The following is a 24,334-nucleotide window of genomic DNA, read 5'->3' on the forward strand; positions in this document are numbered from 1 at the left end:
AAAACATCATGTTTCTGTTAGAAATAACCTCGATTACTGCCTTTAACTTGGAACGGGAGAAACGCCGCCGTGGCACAGTATAAGAGCCGGCTTTCATTGCCTTGCCCTGCCCCTTGCAAACACCTCTCCACGTTCCGGGCAGTGTCGCTCTTAGGAACGCTTCTTGCCACCGGCAGCACCTTAACCGGATGCAGCTCGGTCAAAAGTGCTGATCATCACCTCTTTGGTCACACCCAACCAGTTAACTCTCCTATCGGAGGCACTGTCGTTGCTGATGAGCCCCAAGCGGCTCTTGTAGGGCGCGATATCCTCGCTCGTGGCGGAAACGCGGCAGATGCGGCCACAGCAACAGCTTTTGCTCTAAGCGTGACCCTTCCCTCACGTGCCTCCCTCGGAGGAGGTGGCGCCTGTCTGGCTGTACGCCCTCACGCTCCTGCCCAAGCAATTGTTTTCCTCCCTGTGGATGGCTCGGGAACAGGTAATCGCCCCGCTTCTGTTCCGATGATGCCACGGGGATTCTTCCTCCTACAATCCCTCTATGGAAGCGTACAGTTTGGCGATACGCTTGACCCTGCCATCGCCTTATCTCAACAAGGGACTACGGTCAGCCAAGCTCTAGCAAGTGATTTACATGTTGTTGGCTCCAGCCTCTTAAGCGACCCCGCAGCACGCACGGTCTTTGGAAAAAGTGACGACACCCCTCTGAATGTTGGCGACCAACTTGTCCAAAGCCGCCTCTCCTCTTTTCTGTCACGCCTGAAACTCGTCGGCGTGGGAGACCTCTATAATGGTGCGCTTGCTCAAGTCTTTACCGATCAAGCCAATCAGGCGGGTGGAGGCCTTAACAAGAACGATCTTCGTAGGTCCATACCTTATACAAGTAAGACACTCACCCTTAGTTCAGGCCCCTATCAATTAAGCTTTCTTCCCCCTCCTGCCGATGGGGGAATTGGGAGCGCCGCAGCGTATAGTCGTGGTGTTTCAGCCCAAAATGCTGTAAGCGCCTGGCGTCGTTCAATGATGAGCACAGTTCCTCAGGCTCAATCCTTTATCATGAGCGGGAAAACAGATCCGTCTGGCCTTCCTCCTCTTCCCGCATCGACCTCTTTCGTTGTGAGTGACCAACATGGTATGGCTGTAGGGTGTGTCTTAAGCGAAAATAACCTCTTCGGCACAGGTCGCATTGCCGGAGCTACGGGGGTTGTCCTCGGGGCCGCATCGCGTCACTACCCGCGTCCACTTCTCACAAGTGCACTTGTGCAAGATCAACGTGGTCGCCTGCGCGCTGTTCTTGCTGCTTCCGGTCAAAATGATGCCGCTGAAACTGTGGCTCAAGCTCTCCGACACATCACAAATGGAAATACCCCTGTCCCCAACCATGGAAGTGGCCGCCTCAACAGCATCACGTGTGATGGTGACCCCTCCTCTTGCAAGGGCAATACAGACCCGCGCGGAAATGGTATGAGTGCCTACATTAGCCCCCGGTAAAAGTGACTTAACATGCGACGGGCTATAATCCCTTTGCCAAGGGAAACAGCCCCGTCTATCCTACCAAACAATAAAAGGCTGCTGCCGTACGTCATTGGCACAGGCAGCCTTCATGATCTCTTCTTTCACAAGGATAATGGATATGGCCACAGACAAGGCCACAGATAAAAGTAAAGCCTTAGAAGGGGCTCTTAGCCAGATCGAACGCTCGTTCGGAAAAGGGGCTGTTATGCGGATGGGAGACCGCCCGCAAGAGCAACCCGAAGTGATCTCAACAGGGTCTCTCGGACTCGATATCGGCCTCGGAATTGGTGGGTTACCACGCGGCCGCATTGTCGAGATCTATGGCCCTGAAAGCTCTGGGAAAACGACATTAGCCTTACATGCTCTCGCTGAAGCACAAAAAAAGGGCGGAACTGTCGCTTTTATTGATGCCGAACATGCGCTCGACCCCATTTACGCTCGAAAACTCGGTGTGAATGTTGATCAACTTCTCCTCAGCCAACCAGATGCCGGGGAACAAGCACTCGAAATTGCTGATACGCTCGTGCGTTCTGGTGCTATCGACGTCCTCGTTATCGACTCTGTAGCCGCTCTCGTACCGCGCGCTGAGCTCGAAGGAGACATGGGCGACAGTCATGTTGGTCTTCATGCACGCCTCATGAGCCAGGCCCTCCGCAAACTCACAAGCTCTGTCGCACGCTCCAAAACGCTGGTTATCTTTCTCAACCAAATCCGTATGAAAATCGGCGTGATGTTTGGAAGTCCAGAAACCACAACAGGTGGTAATGCGCTAAAGTTTTACTCTTCTATTCGGATGGATATTCGTCGTATCGGCTCCATCAAAGAAAAAGATGAAGTTAAAGGCAACCAAACACGTGTTAAAGTTGTCAAAAACAAAATGGCCCCTCCCTTCCGCCAAGTTGAGTTTGACATCATGTATGGCGAAGGCATCAGCAAAACGGGCGAATTGCTTGATTTAGGTGTTAAAGCCAATATCGTTGAAAAATCCGGTGCATGGTTTTCTTACGACAGTACGCGTATTGGCCAAGGACGTGAGAATTCCAAACAATATCTGCGTGATCATCCCGAAATGGCAGAAGAAATCGAAAAACGCATTCGCGCAGAAGCCGGTCTTATTGCCGACCGTATGATAACGGATGAACAAAATACGCCTCTGCTCGAGGAAGAAGAATAACGCGGCCTCACAAAACCCCACATTTCTGTAAATCTGTGGGGTTTTTTATAAATTAATGATGACATCAGAAGTCGACTTATCCTTTATGAACATCCGTCATCACATAATAATGCCCAGCGTTCATGATCGCGCCACTGCCCATCCACATAGAGATAACGCGGCGAAAACCCTTCATAACGGAAATGTAACCGTTTAATCAGTTTGATTGATTTTACGTTATTGGGTTGAATATTAGCTTCAACACGATGCAGCCCGACCTCGGAGAACGCAATTTTCAGTACCCGTCTCACAGACTCTGTCATGAGACCACGGCCAGAAAATTTTTCCGTCCTATAATAATTTAAATAGAGGAATCATCCCACACGTCTTTTGACGTTGGATTGAGCACGGCGACCGAATGTCAGTGAAATCATAAAGCGGGTTGGCCTCCCCTCAAAAGAAGCCAACCCAAAATCTAACCAAAAAGGTTACTCTGCTGCCTGAGCAACACCATCATGATCATGGTGATATGCTGTCCCTCTGAGACGACGCCATAGCTTCACTCCACGAAGAGCCAAACGTGCCGCAAAAGGTGCCATTTGTGGGCGCTGCAAACGTGGATCATACCCTGAGAAGCGACGCTCATTTTCACGTAAGCACAGCTCCACCAGCTCCACAAAGTCTACCTGCCTGTCCGTCATGCTCTGCGCACCCGTAACAGTAAAGTTGTTATCCTGTGTATGCTCAACGCCTTTATCATCAAAGCTGCTGACCAAACTCATACGCTCGTACACAAGGAAGAACAGAACACCAACAACACGCAGCTCAAACCATGGACGTTTCCAGAACGGCATTGTTGCACGATGCCACGCTAACCAATTAGCGAAGAGAAGAATATGGCGACACTCCTCCTGCATCACTGGTTCGAAAGTCTCAATTAATTCAGCAGGGAAAAGGCCTGCTTTTTCAGCCAAGGCGAACAAACCAAAAGCAAAAAAGCTATCCCAACATTCTGAAAAACCCGTTACCAGATACGCCCACTCCGTATCGCGCGGCTCTTTATAGGCGGGCTCCGGGGCCAACGGCACGCCATAATGCTCTACCATGCGAGAAAGCACTTCTTTATGCCGATTTTCTTCCCACGCGTTGCGCGAGATAGCATCACGCACGTCTGGATCGTCAATCATTTCCGCATATGCAGCCATGCGCAATCGTGCCTTACCTTCGGTTTGCACGGCAATATCCCAAATGGGTAAGGATACGATACGATGCAACGTCTCTGGATCAAGGTCAGGCCAGGGAATAACCGATGGCTTATAGGGATTAAACGTCTCACGGAACATATCGGCTGTTGCCTTTTTATGCTCCTCACTTCCAGGCTTTAGAGGGCCTTTAACTGGGCTACTCCAATGACGGGACTCATAATCCACTTGCTCAAGAGTACGCTCCGAAGGCTTATCTGGCAGATGGGAATAAATATCTGCCAGCGTCCTATTCTTACCTGGTGCGGTTGTCGTATTCACGTCACTCACGGCGTGCTCCTATTTCACGTTTGTTTTGTGGGAGCCAGAACTACCCAATATCAGCGGCCGACGTGATGACACGGCTCACTAGGCCATAATCAATCGCTTCTTGTGCTGACATCCAATAATTGCGGTCCGTATCGCGGGCCACTTTCTCGTATGGTTGTCCTGTTTCACGCGCGAAAAGCCGATTCAGACGTTCGCGCATTTTGATAATCTCACGAGCCTCAATATCAATATCCGTTGCCGGACCGCGCACCCCTCCCATTGGTTGGTGCAACAAGAAACGGGTATTAGGAAGACATAGACGGCGCTCAGGGCGTCCAGCAGCAAAAATCAACGCGCCAGCAGAGGCTACCCACCCTGTACCGATAACATTCACGGGAGCCACAGCATCCACAAAACGAATCATATCATGAATCGTATCGCCACTCTCCACATGACCACCAGGAGAATTGACGTAGATGTCAATTGGCTTGTCCGATGCCCCAGCAAGAGCAAGAAGACGTGCCGTCACCTCACGGGCCAGCCGATCATCCACTCCGCCAAAAATCAGCACCTTACGCTGCTCAAAGAGACGTGTTTCCAGCTCATTCGGTGTTGGAGAAGTCTTCCCATCCTCTTTCGAAGCCGGCTCCTCTTCTTCAAACACTGGACGAGCAACGCTCACAATAGGCGTGATTCTCTGGTTCATACCGCCTCCCTGGCAGGCTCCATGAGAGGAAAGCTGTTGGTTCCGTTTGTCATATGTCATCATGCCTCCCATCCTGCTCCTGCTTTGTTTTCATGCCAAGTCATAAAACATTTTCGTTTATTAGCAAAAACGCTCACGCAGGACGATACGATACCTCTTTCTACCGCTCTATTACCGCCTTAATATCAGGAAATACTTCCTGTGTGATTGCCCAAGAAAAGGAAAAACCGCTATCCTCCTGGTAAAATATGCCCTGGAATTACATTCTTTCTCTCATTATGAGGGACTTAGAGAATCCGAAAGCTGATCTTTCACACCTTTGCTTGTCAGATGAAGAGACTATGACATCCCACCGCCTTCGCCCCGTCCTGAGCCGCTCGACCACTTCTTTCTCCCGCGTGCGCACAGGGCTGGGCCTTGTAGCAAGTCTCCTTTTACTCACGGGATGTCAGCATCGCTCAGCAACGGATACCACGGCCGATTGGGTCCACGGGATTGAGGGTGGTGAAATCTATCGTCTCCGTCCACCTACTCCTGGTTTTGATCAGCCCTTCCCACATGTGGGACGTACTCCAACCACCACACCGGAGTTTCCAACACCTGAAGCTCGTGCTGATCTCACGCGTCAATTAGAAGCAGAACGAAACTACGCGCAGCGCGCCAGTGCCGCCAATGGCCCCCTTCTTAAAACAAAAGCCTTTGCTCCACCGCCACCTCCTGGCAATGGAAACAGCACGACGCTCATTAGTCAGAGCGGCGGGCACGGACGCCCCGCACCAAGCTTGACCACTCCTAATAACGCTGCACCGTCAAACAGCTCTCCTCAGCAGGGGAAAACATCCAGTCTCACCTACCAGCCTATTAGCCACGCACTCCCGAACTCTAGTACCCTTCCATCCGTTAGCGCCCAACCACCTACTCCTATTGCATTTCCTGGTTTTGCTGTCCCTGCTACAACAACCGCTGCCACACCGAATTTTGATATAAGCAACCCAGGCGGTACTTTAATTCGTTTTCTGCCTGAGACCGACCAAATCTCAGAAAATCAAGACAACCGCTTACAAAGTCTTGCTGACAACAGACATAACAACATCGTTATTATTCGGGGCTTTGGCACGGCACTATCCGCTTCTGCTGGGCTGACACCCGATGATCAACGCAACGAGATCACCCTTGGATTATTGCGCGCACGCGCTGTAGCAAATAATCTTATAAAAAGAGGTGTTCCTGCAGAGGTTATTCAACTGCGTGGCGATGCCATCGGCGATGGCGTTCGAGTGGTCTACCGCATTCCATAGGAACAACACAGGCTCGCTCGACAATAAGCGGGCCTGCGTTTGCCCCCCTGGTGCACAGGGGCCCAGCACAAGCTTTTCCAATAGTTCATCACGCTGAAGAAAAAAATCCTCTCTTTCTGACGTCCTGTCCCTTGTCTGTAGTGCTGTGGTGATGAAACATGGACGGCGACCATTCTTTGGAATGGCATCACTTTTTCATCTTTCACTCAGCCCCTGGCTACATAACGAGTATCCCATGACCGAAGAATTCCACCGGATCCGCCGCCTCCCGCCCTATGTCTTCGCAGAAGTCAACAAGGCCAAGGCAGCCGCCCGCGCCGCCGGTGAGGATATTGTCGACCTTGGGATGGGAAACCCCGATAGCGCCCCCCCACAACATGTTATTGATAAATTGCGCGAAACTGTGGGCAACCCACGTGCTCATGGTTATTCAGTCAGCCGAGGGATCCCAGGCTTAAGAAAAGCTCAAGCCGCTTATTATGCGCGCCGTTTTGGTGTGGAGCTTGACCCAGAAACGGAAATCATCGCGACACTGGGCTCAAAGGAAGGGCTCGCCAATCTCGCTTCTGCAATTACCAGCCCAGGTGACACTATCTTGGTGCCGAACCCTTCTTACCCTATCCACCAATTTGGCTTCATCATCGCCGGAGCCTCTGTACGGTCTATCCCTGCAGAGCCCGGTGAAGCCATGCTGGAAGCGCTCTACCGTGCCGTCAAACACTCTGTCCCTAAACCCACGGCACTTATTATTAATTTCCCTTCCAACCCAACAGCTATGCAAGCTACAGAAGCGTTTTATCGAGATATCGTCGCTTTCGCACGACGGGAAAATATCTGGATTCTTTCTGATCTCGCTTATGCCGAAATTTATTTCGGAGAGACCCCTCCTCCATCCATCCTGGCAGTACCAGGAGCTAAAGACATTGCGGTTGAATTTACCTCTATGTCCAAAACCTACTCTATGGCTGGATGGAGAATCGGTTTTGCTGCAGGAAATAAACGTCTTATCCAAGCACTAACACGCATTAAATCATATCTTGATTACGGCGCCTTTACACCGGTTCAGGTTGCCGCAGTTGCAGCTCTTAATGGCCCTCAAGACTATATTGAGGAGATGCGTGCCCTCTATAAAGGCCGCAGAGATGTGCTTATTAATGGTCTCCACGCCGCTGGATGGAATGTCCCAAGCCCAGAAAGTTCTATGTTCGCTTGGGCCCCTATTCCAGAGAAATTTGCGCATCTAGGCAGTGTCGAATTCTCTAAGATGCTTCTCAAAGAGGCAAAAGTTGCTGTTGCTCCTGGGATCGGGTTTGGTGAGCAAGGCGACAATTTTGTTCGAATTGGGTTAGTAGAAAATACGCACCGCCTCCGCCAAGCCATTCGCTCCATCAAGGCATTCTTGAATCATCATAACGCAGGTGTCGTTCCATCTGCTTCACCTTTTGACCAGTAAGGACCCACCCCACCATGACCAATACTGACAGCACCCCTCTCAAGCGCTCTTCTACAGGCCCTCTTCGTTTAGGTATCGCTGGACTTGGCACTGTCGGGATCGGGGTCATTCGTTTGCTACGCGCCCACCCTGCCTTAACCGCAACCCGCACAGGACGACCTTTAGAAGTTGTTGCCGTCAGTGCCCGTAATCGCCAGCGTGACCGCGGAGAGGATCTCTCCGCCTTCCATTGGTATGATGACCCATTGGCTCTGGCCCATGCTCCTGACGTTGACGTCGTTGTTGAGCTCATGGGCGGAGCGGGCGACCCTGCATATGCTCTTGTCACCCGAGCATTAGAAAATGGTAAAGCTGTCGTTACCGCCAATAAGGCACTCATCGCCCTACACGGGAACGATCTAGCCCGCCTTAGTGCTCGGAAGAAGGTGCCTCTCTATTTTGAGGCTGCTGTTGCAGGAGGTGTCCCGGCTGTAAAAATGGTGCGCGAGGGAGTTGCTGGTGACGCGCTGACACAATTGGGTGGGATTCTGAATGGGACATGCAACTACATCCTCACCCAAATGGAAGAAACCGGCCGTGATTTCGCCGATGTTCTGAAAGAAGCCCAGGACATGGGCTATGCTGAGGCTGATCCTTCAACAGATGTTGATGGATGGGATACCGCACATAAACTCGCTATTTTAACGGGTCTTGCTTTCCAGCCTATCGCATTTGACAGCCTTGACGTTCAGGGCATTCGCGCCATTACCACCGTAGATCTTCATTTTGCTAAAGAACTTGGCTACCGCATCAAATTACTCGGCGTTGCTCACCGTGGGCAAAATAACGAAGTCTCTGCCTCCGTGCAGCCTTGCCTTGTCCCTCTAAAATCAGGCCTCGCCCAAGTGGGAAATGCCTTTAACGCCCTCACAACAGAAGGCCCTTTTAGCGGCCCACTCACTATCTCTGGTCAAGGTGCTGGAGAAGGCCCAACAGCCACCGCTGTTGTCGCAGACCTTATCGACCTTGGCCGCGGGCATCATGTCCCACTTTGGGGAGCTCCACCACCAGAAAAGCCTGCCATCTGCCAGCCCATCGGCCAGGACGAAAGTCCTTTCTATCTCCGCCTCACGGTAAAAGAGCATGCAGGGCTTGCAAAAGAAATCAGTGAACTCATAGGCAAGCATGGAATCAAGACACAGCATAGCGCTCATCACAATTCCACAGGAACAAGCTATATCACAATCGTTACTCATCCCACGCTCACGAGCACATTGCGCAGCGTTCTCCCTCAGCTGAAGCAGCATGATGCCGTGCAAGAAGCGCCTCTCGCGTTAAAAATCGAGAATATGCCATGATCAAACCCCCTTCTTCTTCGCCTTATCGTGTTACAGGCCGCAATCTCGGGCTTGAACTTGCTCGCGTCACAGAAGCTGCTGCCATCGCCTCTTCTCGTTGGACAGGCCGCGGCAAAAAAAATGAGGCCGATGGCGCAGCTGTACAAGCGATGCGTGCGGCCTTCGATACCGTCAATATTGATGGTATCGTAACGATTGGCGAAGGAGAAATGGATGAAGCTCCCATGCTGTATATTGGGGAGCGCGTGGGAACAGGCGGCCACCCGATGGATATCGCCGTTGACCCCCTAGAAGGCACAAATCTCTGTGCACGAAGCCTCCCCAACGCCATCACCGTTGTCGCTCTGGCCGAACGCGGCCATTTTCTCCATGCACCCGATATTTATATGGAGAAAATTGCCGTTGGACCGGGCCTCCCAGAAGGTGTGGTCGATATTGATGACTCTATTCAGAATAATCTCCGTAATCTCGCACGTGCAAAAAAACGTGATATTACGGACCTCACCTTATGCGCTTTAGACCGTGACCGTCATGCCGAGATGGTGGCCAAAGCCTTAGAGGTAGGCGCACGCGTCCGTCTCCTCAGTGATGGCGATGTGGCCGCTGTTGTCGCTGCCTGTCTGCCAGAAAGCGGCGTTGACCTTTACGCTGGCAGTGGAGGCGCCCCAGAAGGCGTTCTCGCCGCCGCTGCCGTGCGTTGCCTGCAAGGCCAAATGCAGGGACGCCTTCTCTTTGAAAATGAAAGTCAAATTACACGCACCACTCAGATGGGTGAAGGAAAAGACCCTACGCGTAAGCTTTCTCTAACTGATATGGCGGATGGCCCGGTCTTTTTTTGTGCTACCGGTGTAACCTCTGGCGACATGCTCAAAGGGGTTGAATTCCTTGATAATGGCTATATTCGTACCCATTCTGTGATGATGCGCTCAGAAAGCGGTACCGTCCGTTATATGGACGCCTATCATCTCTTTGATACTGCTCCTTAATTCATCAGGTCCTTTGATGCTTCTTAATGACCCACATGGCTCTGCCTCCCTGCCGCCCGTACTCAACGTGCATCGCAGTGCGGGAGAACGACGCTGGGTGTGGCGTCACCCTTCTTTAGCGGACAATGATAATCGTCTTGCACTCGCTCTTTCACAAAAATTTGAACTTACGGAGCTCCTTGCCCGCATCCTTGCAGGCCGTGATATTACAGTCGAACACGTCGAAAATTTTCTTAAACCACGCTTAAAAACAGCTCTTCCTAATCCATCTTGCTTAATGGATATGGACCGCACAGCACAACGTCTTGCTGAAGCTGTAACACATCATGAAACAATTGGTATCTTAGGAGACTATGATGTCGATGGCGCATGTGGGACGGCCCTTCTCACGGATGCCTTACGCCATTTAGGATGCACTGTTTACACACATATCCCAGACCGCATTGAAGAAGGATATGGCCCTAATATCCCTGCCCTTGAAAACCTTGTAACACAGGGGGCTACGCTTCTCATCTGCGTCGATTGTGGCACCGCCGCGATCGATATTCTCGATCATTTTGAAGGGCGTGTTGATCGCATTGTTCTCGATCATCACAAACCCGATGGAGCTCTCCTCCCCAAAGGGCTTGTCGTTAACCCTAACCGTCTTGACTGCCCCTCTGGCCTTGGTCATCTCTGTGCAACGGCAATCACCTTCCTAACTGTTGTGGCGTTACGCCGAGAATTAAATCAGCAAGGCTGGTTTGAACATCATCCCCCCCTTGATCCCCAGTCTTATCTTGACCTCACGGCCCTCGCGACGATTTGCGATGTCATGCCCCTTCGTGACGTCAACCGTGCTTTCGTGACCCAGGGCCTCAAGGTCATGAACCAACATCGACGCCTTGGCCTAGCCCATTTAGCTCATGTTGCAGGGGTGAAAAACAACAGCAGTGCCATGAGCTGCGGCTTTGCCTTAGGGCCACGCATTAATGCTGGTGGCCGCATTGGGAAAGCCGATCATGGGCTGCAACTTCTCCTCAGCACCCAAGAGGGGGAAGCTCGTGCTCTTGCTGAAGAGCTTGATAGCGTTAATCGTCAACGACAGACTGTTGAAAGCCATATTTTAGACGCAGCCATTCAACAAGCTGAAGCTCAAATCCAAAACGGCCACGCTGTTATTTTCCTCCATGGTGACGATTGGCACCCCGGCGTTGTGGGTATTGTTGCCGGGCGGCTCAAAGAACGATTTAACCGTCCCGCTCTCGTTGGAGCGCTCCAAGACGGTGTCGTAAAAGGCTCAGCCCGCTCCGTCACAGGACTGGATTTAGGGGCGGCCATCATCGCAGCACGTCAAGCTGATTTGCTCATCACAGGCGGTGGACACGCGATGGCCGCTGGATTTTCAGTAGCCGAAGAGAAACTTAATGCTTTTCATTCCTTCTTAGACAAGCAGCTTTCCGAAGCCCTCACGCTTCCCCCCCAAGATGATCTACGTTTGGATGGCGTTCTAACCATTAACAGCGCAACCCCAGAGCTTGCACAACAACTCGCAATGCTGGCCCCTTTTGGCCCGGGCAATGATGAGCCTCTCCTCGCCCTCCGCCACGTCCGTTGTGTTAAATCTGACCGCATTGGGCGTGATGGCAATACGCTACGTGTTATCCTTCAAGGAGAGGATGGGTACACACGTCTTAAAGGGCTCGTCTTCCGAGCTGGGGATAAGGCTTTTGCACAGCTCCTAGAAGACCGTGCTCGTCCCTTACTCCACGTCGCAGGTCACTTACGGGTAGAGACATGGCAAGAACGAGAAAATTTAACTTTTTTCATATTTGATGCGTTTTCTTGTTGACCTATTTTCATCATTACCCTATTAACCCCCTCAACAAAGCAGACGCCTCCACGTCCCGTTCGTCTAGAGGCCTAGGACATCGCCCTTTCACGGCGGCAACACGGGTTCGACTCCCGTACGGGACGCCACAATTTTATATTGAGGCATCACTTTCCTTAGAATTGAGATTTTTGAGTAAGCGCTACCCTGTGGGGGAAGTCTTTTTCCTCGTCTAGTGTTGATAAACCCGGCAAAGCCCCAACTCTCATTATCATCGGGGATCATCCATCTCCCTTCAAACTGGTTACGCAGAAAAAAGCCACGATAGACGCTACGGCACCGAGTAAAAAGACACTGGGATATCCAACATACCCTGCAATAATTCCTGCAAGAGGGCCCGTCATCCCAAGGCCAATGTCCGAAAACGCCACGTAAGCTCCCATGGCCCCACCACGATTTTGAGGAGGCACCCGCCGGATGGCTTCAACACCTAAAGCTGGGAACGTTAGGGAATAACCTCCCCCCATTGCGAAGCATCCTAATAAAGCAACCCAAGAGTTCTGCGCTAACCATAACAATACCAAACCAATAGCCTGAAGAGGAATCGTCACACGCGCTACGCGTCGACCACCTAAACGATCGGGCAAGCTCCCAAAGACCATGCGTGCGGTAACATAGGCAATACCAAATGCCGTTAAACCATAAGACGCACCTTCCCAACCTCGTTCAGCATAATCAAGGCCAAGAAATGAAAACATGGCTCCAAAACCGACAGTCGTCAGTGCAAGTGCCCCTCCAAATGGCCAGATCTCTTTTACAACAGTAAAAAAGCTCAAACGCCGACCAGGATGTAACGGAATAGGTGACATGGCATAGGCCATCATACATGCGGCCAACGGTAAGATTGCCGCGACCAAGGCAACAATCCCAAACCCACCTACATGCATGATATCAGTACCAATTGGTCCGCCAATACCCATCGCACTAAACATGGCGATACCAACCCAAACCATTGCTCTTCCAGCATGTGGAGGACCGACTGCGCCGATAGACCATGCTAAAATCCCCGTGATCAGTAAACTTTCACCTAATCCGAGAACAGCACGCCCTAACAAGAGAAAAATAAGTCCACCAATGGGGCCGCATGGTATCCAAACAGATAAACCATAGATCATCGCCGCAGCCGAACTAATGAGCGTTCCCATTATCAAAACAGGCTTAGCTCCTCGCGTATCCACCATATGTCCTGCAACATGACGTGTTAGCAGTGTCGCAATAAATTGCGTCGCCATGACCAACCCAACAATGGTCGACGAAAAAGAAAGGTCTTTCCCAACATGTAACGGCAAAACAGCAAGAGGAAGACCGATAGACAGGTAGCCAAGAAACAACATGAGTGAAAATGGCAGCAAACGCCGCGTTGCTTCTTGAGCAGGTATTACCGAGACAGTAGTCGTCATAAAAAATAAGATCTCCGCTACACGACGTCATGCCCACAATCATGGCATCAATCAGCGAATATCCTTAAGTGTAATAATGGAAGTATATTATTGCAAAAAACACAATGACTACGTCGACATACAATGCGTTCGTATCAGACCACGTAGCCAACGATGCCCCGGGTCGGCCTGAAAACGCGGATGCCAAGCCTGCGAAATAACGACAGGAGTTGTTTGCACAGGAAGAGCAAATATTGTCATGCTGCCCTTTGATTTTGCCGTCAGCCTATCAGGCACAATAGCGATCAAATCTGTCTGTGACGCTAACGTAACAGCCTCCGTAAACCCGGTGACCGTCACAGCTACATGACGTTTATAACCTCTATCGTGTAATGCATGATCAAGAGGGCCATAAAGCCGTCCACGACGTGATGCCGAAATATGTGAGTAATTACAAAAACGTTCGATTGTTATCTTATCTTTGAGTATCGCATGCCCGGCTCTCACCACCCCCACAAAATGATCTTCAAAAAGTGTTTGAACCATGATTTCTGGTCCACTTTCTCCAATGGCTGAAATATCCAGGTCAATCGTCCCATGTCGCAAAGCTGCGACATCTTCATCCCCCTGCTGCATAAATTTAAGCACAACACTAGGTGCTGCCTTACGCAGATGCTCAAGCAACGATCCCCCAAAATTTGTTACAAATCCATCGGTCGCTCGAATGGAGAAAGAACGTTCTAAAGAGAATGGATCAAAATCTGTCGCTGACGCCAGAAGACCCTGCGCTTCAGCCATTAAAACGCTAAGCTGCTCGCGTATCACTTGGGCACGTGGCGTCGGCACCAACCCTCGTCCCGCTCTAACAAGAATCGGATCTCCAGTTAACACACGTATACGACCAAGTATCCGGCTCATAGCTGGCGCGCTCAGGTTCATTCGAACCGCAGCCCTGCTAACGCTACCCTCGGTTAGCAAGACATCTAAAGCAGCAAGCAACCCAAGATCACGTGGTTTCATAACGTTCACTCAATAAATTATGTTCAATGAGAAAAATAAGGCAGGGTGACATTCTGAACGTCTACAAAAGCGCTCCCTACAGCAAAGGTTAATCTATAATTAATGTAGATTTATTTATGTTTTATTCCTATATCTATGATAGGTTATACCTTTCATTTTTCATCAATAAGAAGCATGATCTCCATAGCTTTTACCTGCCTTCAATCTTGAAATTGATGACAATAAGTTCGGTTAAAAATATTTCCGCGTTTGAATGGGGTATAATGTAGAGAGGGTATGAAATGTCTGAAATCACTTGGTCCAAAGACACCACCTATACGGTCGTCAACCAATATACGGATGAGACACAACCAACCGGCAGTGTCCTTGCAACATATGAAGATTTCAGTGCATTCAAAGCCATCAACGATACAACCGGTGTTATTTCCTATACCATTGCAAAAGGAACGATATTATCAAGCGATAATCCCAGTATTATTGCTACCCTTACCTTCAATACCAGCCCACATGTCACTACCTTTTCAGGGTTTCCCGTGGCGAGTCTCCAAATCGTTTTGGACTACCAAGGATACCAAACATATGAAGCTTCCAGTGGCCCCTCTAGTAACAGGACCGCTCTAGAATTTTCCTTCGATCACATTGTGCCAGGCTCTGTGATGCTACAAAACGGCAATGCACTCATTAGCCTCGACCCTGATCAAGAAGCTACTTTCATAAGGAATCTCCAAGACGGAGCCACCAATTATTCCACGAGCCTTCTGCCCAGTACAACCCCATCAAATGGAACAATTGCTCTCCTTCCGACGTTTGAAATGTCTGGCACCCCCACAACCTCTAATCTGAATACTGATATACCATCAAATACAGTTTGCTTCCTGGCAGGCGCTGAAATCAGAACCCCTGAAGGTTTGAAGAGAATTGAAGATATCGTTCCTGGCGATATCATTATGACCTACTCGCACGGACAGAGACGGCCTCAGAAGGTGACATCTATTTGTCAGAAAGATGTAACTGCATACGACCCAGACGATACGCCTGTCCGTTTTAAAGCACATGCCCTGGCAGAAAATATTCCTTACAAAGATCTTTCTGTCACTGGAGAACACTGCCTCTTTTTAAATGGTGTTTTCATTCCTGCCCGTATGCTGGTTAATCACCATTCTATCGTAAGAGATAGCCTCATATCTCACTATAAAACGTACCATATTGAATGTGCACAACACACCATTATTTGCGCGAATGGCGCCTATACCGAAACGTATCTCGATACGACACATCGCATAAACAAACACGGCAATATTCTGGAAATAGGTTCTAAAACATGGGTCAAAGACGCCGCCGCACCTCTTGCAACACAAAGAAATGTGGTTGAGCCCATCTGGCATAAACTTGCACAACGCTCAAAAGGGAGAATCTCTCCTCTTCCGACAACAGACGAACCTAATTTACACCTTCTCACCAACACGGGCGCACCCATTAAGCCATATCGTGTGCGAAATAACCATTTTCTCTTTCACATTCCCAAAAACATAAAAAATGTTCGTCTTATCTCTCGAACATCCCGTCCCTCTGACGTCATCGGCCCCTTTGTCGATGACCGGCGACATCTTGGCGTACTGATTGATGCTCTTGCCTTATTTCAGAATGACGAATGTCAAATGATTGAAACCCCGTTTCAAGAAACAACATTACAAGGATGGGATGTTACAGAAACGTCTCATTGCCGTTGGACGAATGGAGCGGCACTCCTGCCTCTGGGAAACGCTTGTTCTCCTCGAGTGCTGAGCATACACGTATCGAAAGCTGGGCCATATCTTATTAAAAATGAAAGCTCCGCTCACCATGAACAAACACCACAACTTATGATGAGCGCTTAAAAATACACGCACTATGTCAGGCACTAAATAGTGTCTCTGTTCTCAGGGATACGCCTCTTCACGATTAGATTAAAAAACACTTTTCCAATGAAGAGCATCTCTGAGAGAAACAATATGATCGCAAATAAATTTATCTAATTCCACATAACTTTTTTATCATGTTCCCGTCATCCACGGGATAGAATTGATCTGTTAAATAAGAAATATTCCACTATGGGAGATTCTGAATGAAACATTTTATGCATGCTATCGTGCTTGGCACTGCATCACTTGCTGCCACGGTTAGCTTGGCTCACGCCCAACCAGTGCCAGCACCTGCAGCACCGCACCATATGTATTTTCATCACCCCTTGATGATTGACCTTCCAGGAGTTTCTCTTTCTGACGAACAGAAAGCGAAAATTCATGCAATCCTAGAAGCCAACCGTCCCGATCCATCTCAAATGGATCCACAAAATGATCCTCATCATCAACTAAAGGCTCTCTTACAAGCCCCTGGCCCTGTTGATCGTGGAAAGATCACCAAATTAGAGAAGAAAATCAGTCAAGAAGATGCGGAACATCTGCGCAAAATGATTGATGTCACGCTCGCCATTCGTGGTATTCTTACACCACAACAGCTTCAACAAGGTCTCGATAATAGCACCAAGCTGGAAGACCTACACCGTCAAGCAGCAGCAATCATTCGTCAGGCTTCTGGTCCAGAAGTTCCAACACCTCCACCGGGGTTGTAAGAATTTTTCTTCATCAATCTCCAGTCAGAATAAAGAAGGGAGGGCCTTATGGCTCTCCCTTCTTTCATGTGCAGGAATAAATAATAAGAAGATTGCTATGCTCCCACAGAAGGAGTTTTTGAAAAAAACGTCTCCTGATAGGAAAATGAGAAACGCTTAAGCTGTTCCTCCCACAACGTAACATCACTTCCTTCTGGAAGCACCACCGTATCAACGCCGCATTGTTTCAAAAACTCCGCTTGATCAGGCAAAATATGCCCTTCAACACGAATTTCTCCCCGATAGTGTTCATATTCCCGCAAAGCACGCGCCTGAGTAAAAGCGCGCCCATCACGGAAAACAGGGAAATTTAAGATAATAAGGGACAGATTTCCTAGAAAAGGTTTCAAAGCCTCTATTGAATCATCTGGATGCAAACGAACCACCTGCGCCTCAGGATGCGTCTCTAACTCCGGTAACATCACAGAATGATCATCCTCTCGCGGATGACACTTCCTTAGCTTAAACAGAGCCATAAGCCACCTCCTTAAACGGTGCTTTCCCTAAACGATGGAGCGTCTGTAGAAAGCTCTCACCGATATCACGATGGGACAAATAGTGATCAATCATCCGGGAAATGGCTTCTACAGTTTCATCTTCCGTCAAAGCCGGTCCTAAAATGGCGCCAATTGCCGCCTCTTCCCCAGCCTGCCCACCAATCAATATTTGGTAAAATTCTTTTCCACGTTTATCGACACCTAAGATGCCAATATGTCCTGCATGATGATGCCCACACGCATTAATACACCCTGAAATATTAATGCTCATCGCACCAATTTCAGCTTGCAGCTCCATATCTCCAAAGCGTGATCCCAACTTCTGGGCCAACGGCAGAGAACGCGCATTCGCCAAGCTGCAATAATCCAGCCCCGGACAGCTTACAATATCACCTGCCAGACCAATATTGGCTGCCCCTAACCCAAGCGCCATTAATCCTTGCCAGACGTCATAAAGCTGATCTTTTCGGACATGTCCGAACACCACATTTTGCAAATGTGTGATGCGAATTTCACCAAACGCATAGCGATCCGCTAAGTCAGCCAAACCATCCATCTGACGATCCGTCACATCTCCAGGAATCTCGCCAGGCGATTTCAATGAAACTGTCGCGATACAATACCGCTCATCAAAATGAGCGTGAATGTTACTCTTAACCCAACGAGCAAAAACACTATCACGCTGCATCTGTTCGGCTAATGTCGCAGTCCCACCATCAGGGGCATCAAGCGTTGGGGCTGCAAAGCGCGCCCGAATAGCCGCCACTTTTTCCTTTGTAAGCCGATAATGAGAAATATCCATTTTCTCAAGCTCAGCTTTTACAGCCTCACGAAAGGCATCAACACCAATGGTTTGTACCAAAATTTTAATGCGGGACCGGTATAAATTATCACGCCGTCCAAAAGCATTATAGACACGTAAAGTAGCCTCAAGCGTGGCGAGCAATTCTTCTTCTGGCACACCATCAAAGAGTTCCTGCCCAACAACAGGCGTTCGGCCCAAACCACCCCCTACAAAGATACGAAAAAGCGGTCCATTTTCCCCTGGTCGTGCCAAAATACCGATATCATGGAAACGCGCAGCCACACGATCTTCAGGGCTTCCTGAAATAGCGATTTTGAATTTCCGTGGGAGAAATGTAAATTCCGGATGCAATGTAGACCACTGCCGCAAAATCTCTGCATGCACACGCGGGTCCATCAATTCATCTTTTGCAGCCCCAGCATATTCATCCGACGTAACATTCCGGATACAATTTCCACTTGTTTGGATCGCATGCATATCTGCTTCTGCCAAATCACGCAGAATAGCCGGAGCATCTTCTAATGAAATCCAATTAAATTGGATATTCTGACGCGTCGTAAAATGCCCATAACCACGGTCATAGCGACGTGCAATATGCGCCAACTTCCTTAACTGGCGACTGTCCAAGACCCCATAAGGAATAGCAACACGCAACATGTAGGCATGTACCTGCAAATACAGACCATTCATCAAGCGCAAAGGTTTAAACTCTTCCTCGCTCAACGTGCCCTTCAAACGACGTTCTACTTGCTCTTCAAACTCAGCAATCCGCTCCTGTAGAAAAGCTTTATCTTTTGGCTCGTAATTATAATGTCCAACAGATTTCGTCATGAGGAAGCCTCCGACTGAGACAAAGAAGTAGATGAATACGCAAACTCAGGATGAACACTGGGACCAAAAGCGCGAATATGTTCTTTCATCGTTACAGGTTGAGGAGGGTGACCTTCATGCGCCAAGACGACATAAACACCCATCACTCCCTGAGATACCGCCGTCTCTTGGGCTTTTTCCAAAGCAGGCTCCGCCTCCTCCAGTGTCATTTGCGCTGCTTTTCCCACATGCTCCTGCCATATCCCGGCCGCATCACGCCACACAATCCGCCCATCTAACAAGCGCGTTGCCGTTAGTAGTAATGTTTCGCCCGGTCCGGGACGAGACAGACGCTTCATCACGCCACCTCCTTGGCTGAAAAAACATTGAAATTCGGGAAACGCCCTTCACCCCGATGGCGAACAACCTCTCCGATAATAATCGTCACAGGGCTTTGTAGCTGCACTTCGTGCACACGATCAGACACGTCATCTAATGTTCCTGCTACAATCTGTTGGTCAGGATAGGTCCCTCGTTGAATAACAGCCATGGGCCAATCACCTGGCAGCCCATGTATCTTCAATTGTGCACAAAGCTCACTCAATAGAGTCAACCCCATATAGACCACAACCGTTTGCCCTTTTCGGGCTAAACTAGGCCAATGTAAATTCAATGTCCCGTCTGCTCGTGCATGACCTGTAACAAACACGCAACTCTGTGCACAATCTCGATGAGTCAGTGGAATTCCAGCAGCGGCGCCACATCCGCTCGCAGCTGTCACACCGGGAACCACGCGCACGGGAATGCCAGCCTGCAATAAAGCCTCCATTTCTTCCCCCCCACGCCCAAAAATGAAGGGATCCCCTCCCTTCAGACGCAACACGCGCTCCCCTCGACGGGCACGTCGGAGCATTTCGGCCTCAATGTCACGCTGGGGCAAACTATGATGGCTTTTCTTTTTCCCAACATAAACCCGCTCTGCATCTCGCCTGACACGCTCCAAAATTTCATCTGAAACGAGATTATCATAGAGAACGCTGTCTGCATTTTGCATGAGACGTAGTGCTGCTAGAGTAAGCAAATCAGGATGGCCTGGCCCAGCTCCGACAAGCCACACTTCCCCCTGCCGCTCATGGCCTGTTACTAAATGGTGAAGGATCTCTTGTGCCATGTCATGCTCCCCCGCAAGAGCCGCTTCATAGCCAGAGCCATCCACGAAATCTTCCCACACACGACGACGATCATCCACGACGGGCAATTGCGCCTTTAGCCACGCACGCTGCTTTTGCATAAAGAGTGCAGCTTGCCCCAACCCCGCGGGCAAATCACGCTCTAACCGCTCTCGCAAACGTCGCGCCAATACTGGGGACGCACCACCTGTAGAAATAGCAACCTGAACCGGAGAACGATCCACCAAAGCAGGCGTGATAAAACTAGAGACTTCCTGATCATCCACAGCACAAACCGGCACATTATGCTCTTGAGCCAGTTGAGAGATTTGACGGTTCAAAATTCCATCATCTGTTGCCGCAAAAACGAGCGCCATTTGTGGCAGCATCTCTTGCAGCGCCGTCATATCAATGGGCTTTTGATACACCACGACCTTCCCATCCTGAGCATAACGCCGAATCTCCTCATGAACGTCAGTCGCCCAAATATAAATTTGGTGACATCGCCCAAGAAGAAGACGCATCTTGTTTACGGCAATCTGCCCTCCGCCAACTAACAGGACAGAGCGATTATCCAACCGCAAAACAATAGGGAAGTAAGAAAATGGCGTCATCATCACACTTATGAAAATGGCCCATTAGGCACAAAAATCAACATATAATAACGTTGATTTTATAAAAAACAAAAAAATATCGTATTATATCATCCCTAAATCACAAACGATAATGGTGCCTGATGTGGTCGCCGAAGCCCTGCCTTCTCGGCCTGAACCAGAAGATCACTCAATGTCACTTCACTTAAATGCGACTCTACCTTCGCATTAAGGGCTTCCCAGAAAGGAGCGATCACATGACCAAATAAAGGATTTTCAACCTCACCCCCGTGCAGCGTATCCCCTCCCCCAACGGCAAGTGCAATATCACGCAGAATGATCACACGCGGTGAGCGGGCAAGACGATACCCACCTTTAGGACCACGCACACTATCAAGAAGCTGAGCACGCGATAACGCTTGCAAAACAGGCTCAATCCCCCGACGAAGTAATCCACTCCGTTTGGCGATATCAGCACCACTCACAACACCCGAGCGCCCAGCATAAAAGGCAACATCCAACATGATAGAAAGGGCCGTTAACACACGGTCACTCTTTAGATACATTACACCACTCATTCATTCAAAAAAGCCTCTGGCCATTTTATACGATCTTTTGTCGTAAAAAAGTGAAAATAGAATTATTTCACTGTATAATCTGGTAATTCTTTCGATAGGTAGAATGATCATGGAAAATCACTCACTCTCTTCTGCTCCCTTTCCTCTTTCTAAAACGGCGTTTGCTCAACCACGTGGGCATGTTTACCGTTCTTTTCTGGAAACAGTAGGAGGCACGCCTCTTGTGGGCCTTCCTCATTTAACTGAGCAGGAGAAACTTCTTGCTCATGTTCTTTTGAAACTTGAATTTTTTAACCCACTTGGTTCCGTAAAAGACCGCATTGGTGTCGCAATGCTGCGCGATGCAGAAGCACAAGGCCTGATCCATCCTCAACATTCTACCCTCGTAGAGCCAACTTCAGGGAATACAGGTATTGCCTTAGCCTTCGCTGCCGCTTCTATGGGGTATCATTTAATCGTCACCATGCCTGAAAGTGCCTCCCTTGAACGGCGAAAAATGCTCACACTAATGGGAGCAACCTTGAAGCTTACCCCTGCCGCCCAAGGAATGAGGGGGGCTATTGAGGAAGCTAAAGCCATTTGCAAATCTACCAAACATGCCTGGATGCCCAGCCAATTCAGCAACCAAGCAAATCCAAAAATACATGAAGAAACGACAGCTAAAGAAATTTGGGACGATACGCAGGGTGCCGTTGACGTTGTCATTGCTGGACTTGGAACAGGCGGAACAGCGTCAGGCATTGCCCATGCTCTCAAAAAGCGCAAAAAATCTCTCAAAGTATTTGGATTAGAACCCCTCGAGAGTGCCATCCTCAATGGTGATGAGCCTGGCCCACACGGTATTCAAGGCATCGGCCCAGGCTTTAAGCCTGATACACTGGATATGAACGCAATTGACGGCGTTATCCCTGTATCAGAACATGATGCCCTCACAACAGCCCGCCTCTGTGCCCGAGCAGAAGGGCTTCCCATCGGCATTTCTTCAGGGGCATCTCTTTATGCTGCGATGACGCTTGCGAAACAAGAAACATATCGTGACAAAACTATTGTCGCGATCGCTCCCTCCTTCGCGGAACGTTACCTATCAACCCCTCTTTTTTCAGGGCTTTAATCATAAAATTGGTCCTTGATCCTGCATTCTACAAGATTAAGGACCATTCCATTCCCACTAATGACCTAAATTGATAACGGCATAAGCTGCACAGGCTTTTTGCCGTCCATTATCGCAGGCCTTATGGAACCACCCTGATGCAACGCGCTTATCCGGTGCCACACCATGACCGGAAATATACATCACACCCAACATATACTGAGCATCAGGAAAACCTTGCCGAGCCGCCCGCTCATACCAAAAAAACGCCTTTTTATAATCTGGTGCATCTACCACCGTATTCATGTACATAACAGCAAGATTATATTGGGAAGGCGCATAGCCTTGCTTGGCAGCAGCCTCATAGAGAGAACGCGCTTTCTCTATATCCTTTGAAACCCCCAATCCCTCTTCATATACATTAGCTAGATCATGCTGTGCTTCGGCATTCCCATGCTGCGCCGCTTTTTCATACCAGAAACGCGCTTGCTCATAGTCTTGATGAACTGCCACCCCTTCCTCATAGAGGGAGCCTACAGCAACCTCAGCGCCAACATTTCCTTGTTGAGCCGCTTTCTCATACAAGGCAAAAGCTTTTCCTTTATCTTGAGGAACTTTTTCACCAAGAAAATAAAAACCCGCTAAATCTACCTGCGCACGTGCATCACCCTTCTGAGCTTTCTCTTCAAGCTGTTGGAGATGCGCTTTAGAGGAGGCCGATATCCTGTTTTCTGCGTGAGCTATCGTCACCATACAAAGATTCGGCATCAATGTGGGCAAAAGCCATCCCAAAAAAACCGACATCAACCCCATGATGACCGTAATTTCTATACAAAACTGTCGCATCCGCGATGTAATCAAGAAACTCATGCAACCCTATCCTCAATATCCCCTAAGAAAAACATAAGTTAAGGACAGCTAAAACAAAGAGTTTTTTTGTAACAACATCTTTTTAGAAAATGTCACTCAACAACAAAGTCATCATACGCATCCTGTGGATATGATTAAGGGTATTAAGAGGTATAAGTTTTTGAGGGTAATTAAATTTTTTGCAAAAGGAAAACCCTCCGTAGATTATTGATCTATGGAGGGTTGAAGCATTTTAGATAGGGGTAAGCGAGGGGACCTGGCGGCGACCGACTTTTCCACCCGTCGAGGGGCAGTATCATAGGCGCTGGAGGTATTGACGGCCGAGTTCGGGATGGGATCGGGTTTAGAGCCTCCGCCATAGCCACCAGGTCTTCCCGCTTACCCGTATGTGTATGGGTGAGAGGGGTGCGGTTGGTGTGTAGAGTAATGTGACTGACTACTGTGCATGTGTTTTATGTGTGAGAGATATGGGCGATTAGGATCAGTTAGCTGAACGCGTTACCGCGCTTTTACACCTGACCTATCGACGTCCTGGTCTTGGACGGCCCTGTGAGACCTAGTTTTGAGGCTGGTTTCCCGCTTAGATGCTTTCAGCGGTTATCCATTCCATACTTAGCTACCCGGCTGTGCCACTGGCGTGACAACCGGTGCACCAGAGGTATGTTCATCCCGGTCCTCTCGTACTAGGGACAAATCCTCTCAAGTCTCTTACACCCACGGCAGATAGGGACCGAACTGTCTCACGACGTTCTAAACCCAGCTCACGTACCACTTTAATCGGCGAACAGCCGAACCCTTGGGACCTGCTCCAGCCCCAGGATGTGATGAGCCGACATCGAGGTGCCAAACCTCCCCGTCGATGTGGACTCTTGGGGGAGATCAGCCTGTTATCCCTAGAGTACCTTTTATCCGTTGAGCGATGGCCCGTCCACGTGGGACCACCGGATCACTATGGCCGACTTTCGTCTCTGCTCGAGCTGTCACTCTCGCAGTCAGGCGGGCTTATGCCATTGCACTCGACAGCCGGTTTCCGACCGGCCTGAGCCC

General features: G+C 49.5%; 20 protein-coding genes, 1 tRNA gene, 2 rRNA genes and 1 pseudogene. 11 read left to right on the plus strand and 13 right to left on the minus strand.

What is annotated here, in order from left to right; all coding sequences use genetic code 11:
* The first annotated feature begins 69 nt into the window (after nt 1-69).
* Nucleotides 70-1,488: a gamma-glutamyltransferase gene (locus tag GS501_RS08480; protein ID WP_370517974.1), complete on the plus strand. Its 1,419-nt coding sequence runs from the start codon at nt 70-72 to the stop codon at nt 1,486-1,488.
* Between the two features lie 136 nt (nt 1,489-1,624).
* A complete protein-coding gene (gene recA, locus GS501_RS08485; RefSeq protein ID WP_202405358.1) occupies nt 1,625-2,686 on the plus strand; it encodes a recombinase RecA in 1,062 nt (353 codons plus the stop codon).
* Between the two features lie 83 nt (nt 2,687-2,769).
* Here the strand turns inward: recA and GS501_RS08490 are convergent.
* The 3 genes and pseudogenes from GS501_RS08490 to GS501_RS08500 all read right to left on the minus strand — a co-directional run.
* Nucleotides 2,770-3,012, minus strand: a pseudogene (locus tag GS501_RS08490) (GNAT family N-acetyltransferase); the annotation flags it as partial.
* A 141-nt stretch (nt 3,013-3,153) separates the two neighbouring features.
* Complete coding sequence (locus GS501_RS08495) at nt 3,154-4,197, minus strand: ferritin-like domain-containing protein (protein ID WP_370517975.1); 1,044 nt, start codon at nt 4,195-4,197, stop codon at nt 3,154-3,156.
* Between the two features lie 40 nt (nt 4,198-4,237).
* Nucleotides 4,238-4,882, minus strand: a complete 645-nt coding sequence (locus tag GS501_RS08500; RefSeq protein ID WP_237442499.1) for an ATP-dependent Clp protease proteolytic subunit — start codon at nt 4,880-4,882, stop codon at nt 4,238-4,240.
* A 341-nt stretch (nt 4,883-5,223) separates the two neighbouring features.
* Between GS501_RS08500 and GS501_RS08505 the strand changes: the two genes are divergently transcribed.
* From GS501_RS08505 to GS501_RS08530, 6 genes are all read left to right on the plus strand, one after another.
* Nucleotides 5,224-6,180: an OmpA family protein gene (locus tag GS501_RS08505; protein WP_160831418.1), complete on the plus strand. Its 957-nt coding sequence runs from the start codon at nt 5,224-5,226 to the stop codon at nt 6,178-6,180.
* A gap of 235 nt (nt 6,181-6,415) precedes the next feature.
* Nucleotides 6,416-7,633: an LL-diaminopimelate aminotransferase gene (locus GS501_RS08510; RefSeq protein ID WP_160831419.1), complete on the plus strand. Its 1,218-nt coding sequence runs from the start codon at nt 6,416-6,418 to the stop codon at nt 7,631-7,633.
* Between the two features lie 14 nt (nt 7,634-7,647).
* The gene (locus GS501_RS08515) at nt 7,648-8,970 is read left to right on the plus strand and encodes a homoserine dehydrogenase (protein WP_160831420.1); all 1,323 of its coding nucleotides are present in this window, start codon (nt 7,648-7,650) and stop codon (nt 8,968-8,970) included.
* Nucleotides 8,967-9,956 carry a class II fructose-bisphosphatase gene (gene glpX, locus GS501_RS08520; RefSeq protein ID WP_160831421.1) on the plus strand — a complete coding sequence of 330 codons (990 nt, stop codon included), beginning with the start codon at nt 8,967-8,969 and terminating at the stop codon, nt 9,954-9,956. The genes GS501_RS08515 and glpX overlap by 4 nt, the downstream gene beginning before the upstream one ends.
* Nucleotides 9,957-9,972: 16 nt before the next feature.
* Entirely contained in the window at nt 9,973-11,787 is a 1,815-nt protein-coding gene (gene recJ / locus GS501_RS08525; RefSeq protein WP_160831422.1) for a single-stranded-DNA-specific exonuclease RecJ, read from the plus strand.
* A gap of 52 nt (nt 11,788-11,839) precedes the next feature.
* A tRNA-Glu gene (locus GS501_RS08530) sits at nt 11,840-11,915 on the plus strand.
* A 132-nt stretch (nt 11,916-12,047) separates the two neighbouring features.
* On the opposite strand, the gene GS501_RS08535 is transcribed toward GS501_RS08530, so the two are convergent.
* Together GS501_RS08535 and GS501_RS08540 are read right to left on the minus strand one after the other, a co-directional pair.
* Nucleotides 12,048-13,226, minus strand: a complete 1,179-nt coding sequence (locus GS501_RS08535) for an MFS transporter (RefSeq protein ID WP_160831423.1) — start codon at nt 13,224-13,226, stop codon at nt 12,048-12,050.
* A gap of 108 nt (nt 13,227-13,334) precedes the next feature.
* A complete protein-coding gene (locus GS501_RS08540; protein WP_160831424.1) occupies nt 13,335-14,225 on the minus strand; it encodes a LysR family transcriptional regulator in 891 nt (296 codons plus the stop codon).
* A 281-nt stretch (nt 14,226-14,506) separates the two neighbouring features.
* On the opposite strand from GS501_RS08540, the gene GS501_RS08545 reads away from it, so the two are divergent.
* Entirely contained in the window at nt 14,507-16,102 is a 1,596-nt protein-coding gene (locus GS501_RS08545) for a Hint domain-containing protein (protein WP_160831425.1), read from the plus strand.
* Nucleotides 16,103-16,329: 227 nt separating this feature from the next.
* Nucleotides 16,330-16,836 carry a Spy/CpxP family protein refolding chaperone gene (locus GS501_RS08550; protein WP_160831426.1) on the plus strand — a complete coding sequence of 169 codons (507 nt, stop codon included), beginning with the start codon at nt 16,330-16,332 and terminating at the stop codon, nt 16,834-16,836.
* Nucleotides 16,837-16,931: 95 nt separating this feature from the next.
* Here GS501_RS08550 and GS501_RS08555 read toward each other — a convergent pair whose 3' ends face one another.
* From GS501_RS08555 to GS501_RS08575, 5 genes are all read right to left on the minus strand, one after another.
* Complete coding sequence (locus GS501_RS08555) at nt 16,932-17,351, minus strand: DUF934 domain-containing protein (protein ID WP_160831427.1); 420 nt, start codon at nt 17,349-17,351, stop codon at nt 16,932-16,934.
* The gene (locus GS501_RS08560) at nt 17,338-19,008 is read right to left on the minus strand and encodes a nitrite/sulfite reductase (RefSeq protein WP_160831428.1); all 1,671 of its coding nucleotides are present in this window, start codon (nt 19,006-19,008) and stop codon (nt 17,338-17,340) included. Before GS501_RS08560 ends, GS501_RS08555 begins: the two co-directional genes overlap by 14 nt.
* The gene (locus GS501_RS08565; protein ID WP_160831429.1) at nt 19,005-19,346 is read right to left on the minus strand and encodes a DUF2849 domain-containing protein; all 342 of its coding nucleotides are present in this window, start codon (nt 19,344-19,346) and stop codon (nt 19,005-19,007) included. Before GS501_RS08565 ends, GS501_RS08560 begins: the two co-directional genes overlap by 4 nt.
* Nucleotides 19,346-20,773, minus strand: a complete 1,428-nt coding sequence (gene cysG / locus GS501_RS08570; RefSeq protein WP_160831430.1) for a siroheme synthase CysG — start codon at nt 20,771-20,773, stop codon at nt 19,346-19,348. The genes GS501_RS08565 and cysG overlap by 1 nt, the downstream gene beginning before the upstream one ends.
* Nucleotides 20,774-20,865: 92 nt before the next feature.
* Nucleotides 20,866-21,315 carry an Rrf2 family transcriptional regulator gene (locus GS501_RS08575; protein ID WP_160831431.1) on the minus strand — a complete coding sequence of 150 codons (450 nt, stop codon included), beginning with the start codon at nt 21,313-21,315 and terminating at the stop codon, nt 20,866-20,868.
* 121 nt (nt 21,316-21,436) lie between these two features.
* On the opposite strand from GS501_RS08575, the gene cysK reads away from it, so the two are divergent.
* Nucleotides 21,437-22,438: a cysteine synthase A gene (cysK, locus tag GS501_RS08580; RefSeq protein WP_370517976.1), complete on the plus strand. Its 1,002-nt coding sequence runs from the start codon at nt 21,437-21,439 to the stop codon at nt 22,436-22,438.
* A gap of 57 nt (nt 22,439-22,495) precedes the next feature.
* Here the strand turns inward: cysK and GS501_RS08585 are convergent, their stop codons facing one another.
* The 3 genes from GS501_RS08585 to GS501_RS08595 all read right to left on the minus strand — a co-directional run.
* The gene (locus GS501_RS08585; RefSeq protein WP_160831433.1) at nt 22,496-23,287 is read right to left on the minus strand and encodes a tetratricopeptide repeat protein; all 792 of its coding nucleotides are present in this window, start codon (nt 23,285-23,287) and stop codon (nt 22,496-22,498) included.
* 254 nt (nt 23,288-23,541) lie between these two features.
* Nucleotides 23,542-23,656 (minus strand): 5S ribosomal RNA (gene rrf, locus GS501_RS08590).
* An 86-nt stretch (nt 23,657-23,742) separates the two neighbouring features.
* Nucleotides 23,743-24,334: ribosomal RNA gene (locus tag GS501_RS08595) — 23S ribosomal RNA — on the minus strand; the annotation flags it as partial.

The sequence above is a fragment of the Saccharibacter sp. 17.LH.SD genome (assembly GCF_009834805.1).
Lineage (GTDB): Bacteria > Pseudomonadota > Alphaproteobacteria > Acetobacterales > Acetobacteraceae > Saccharibacter.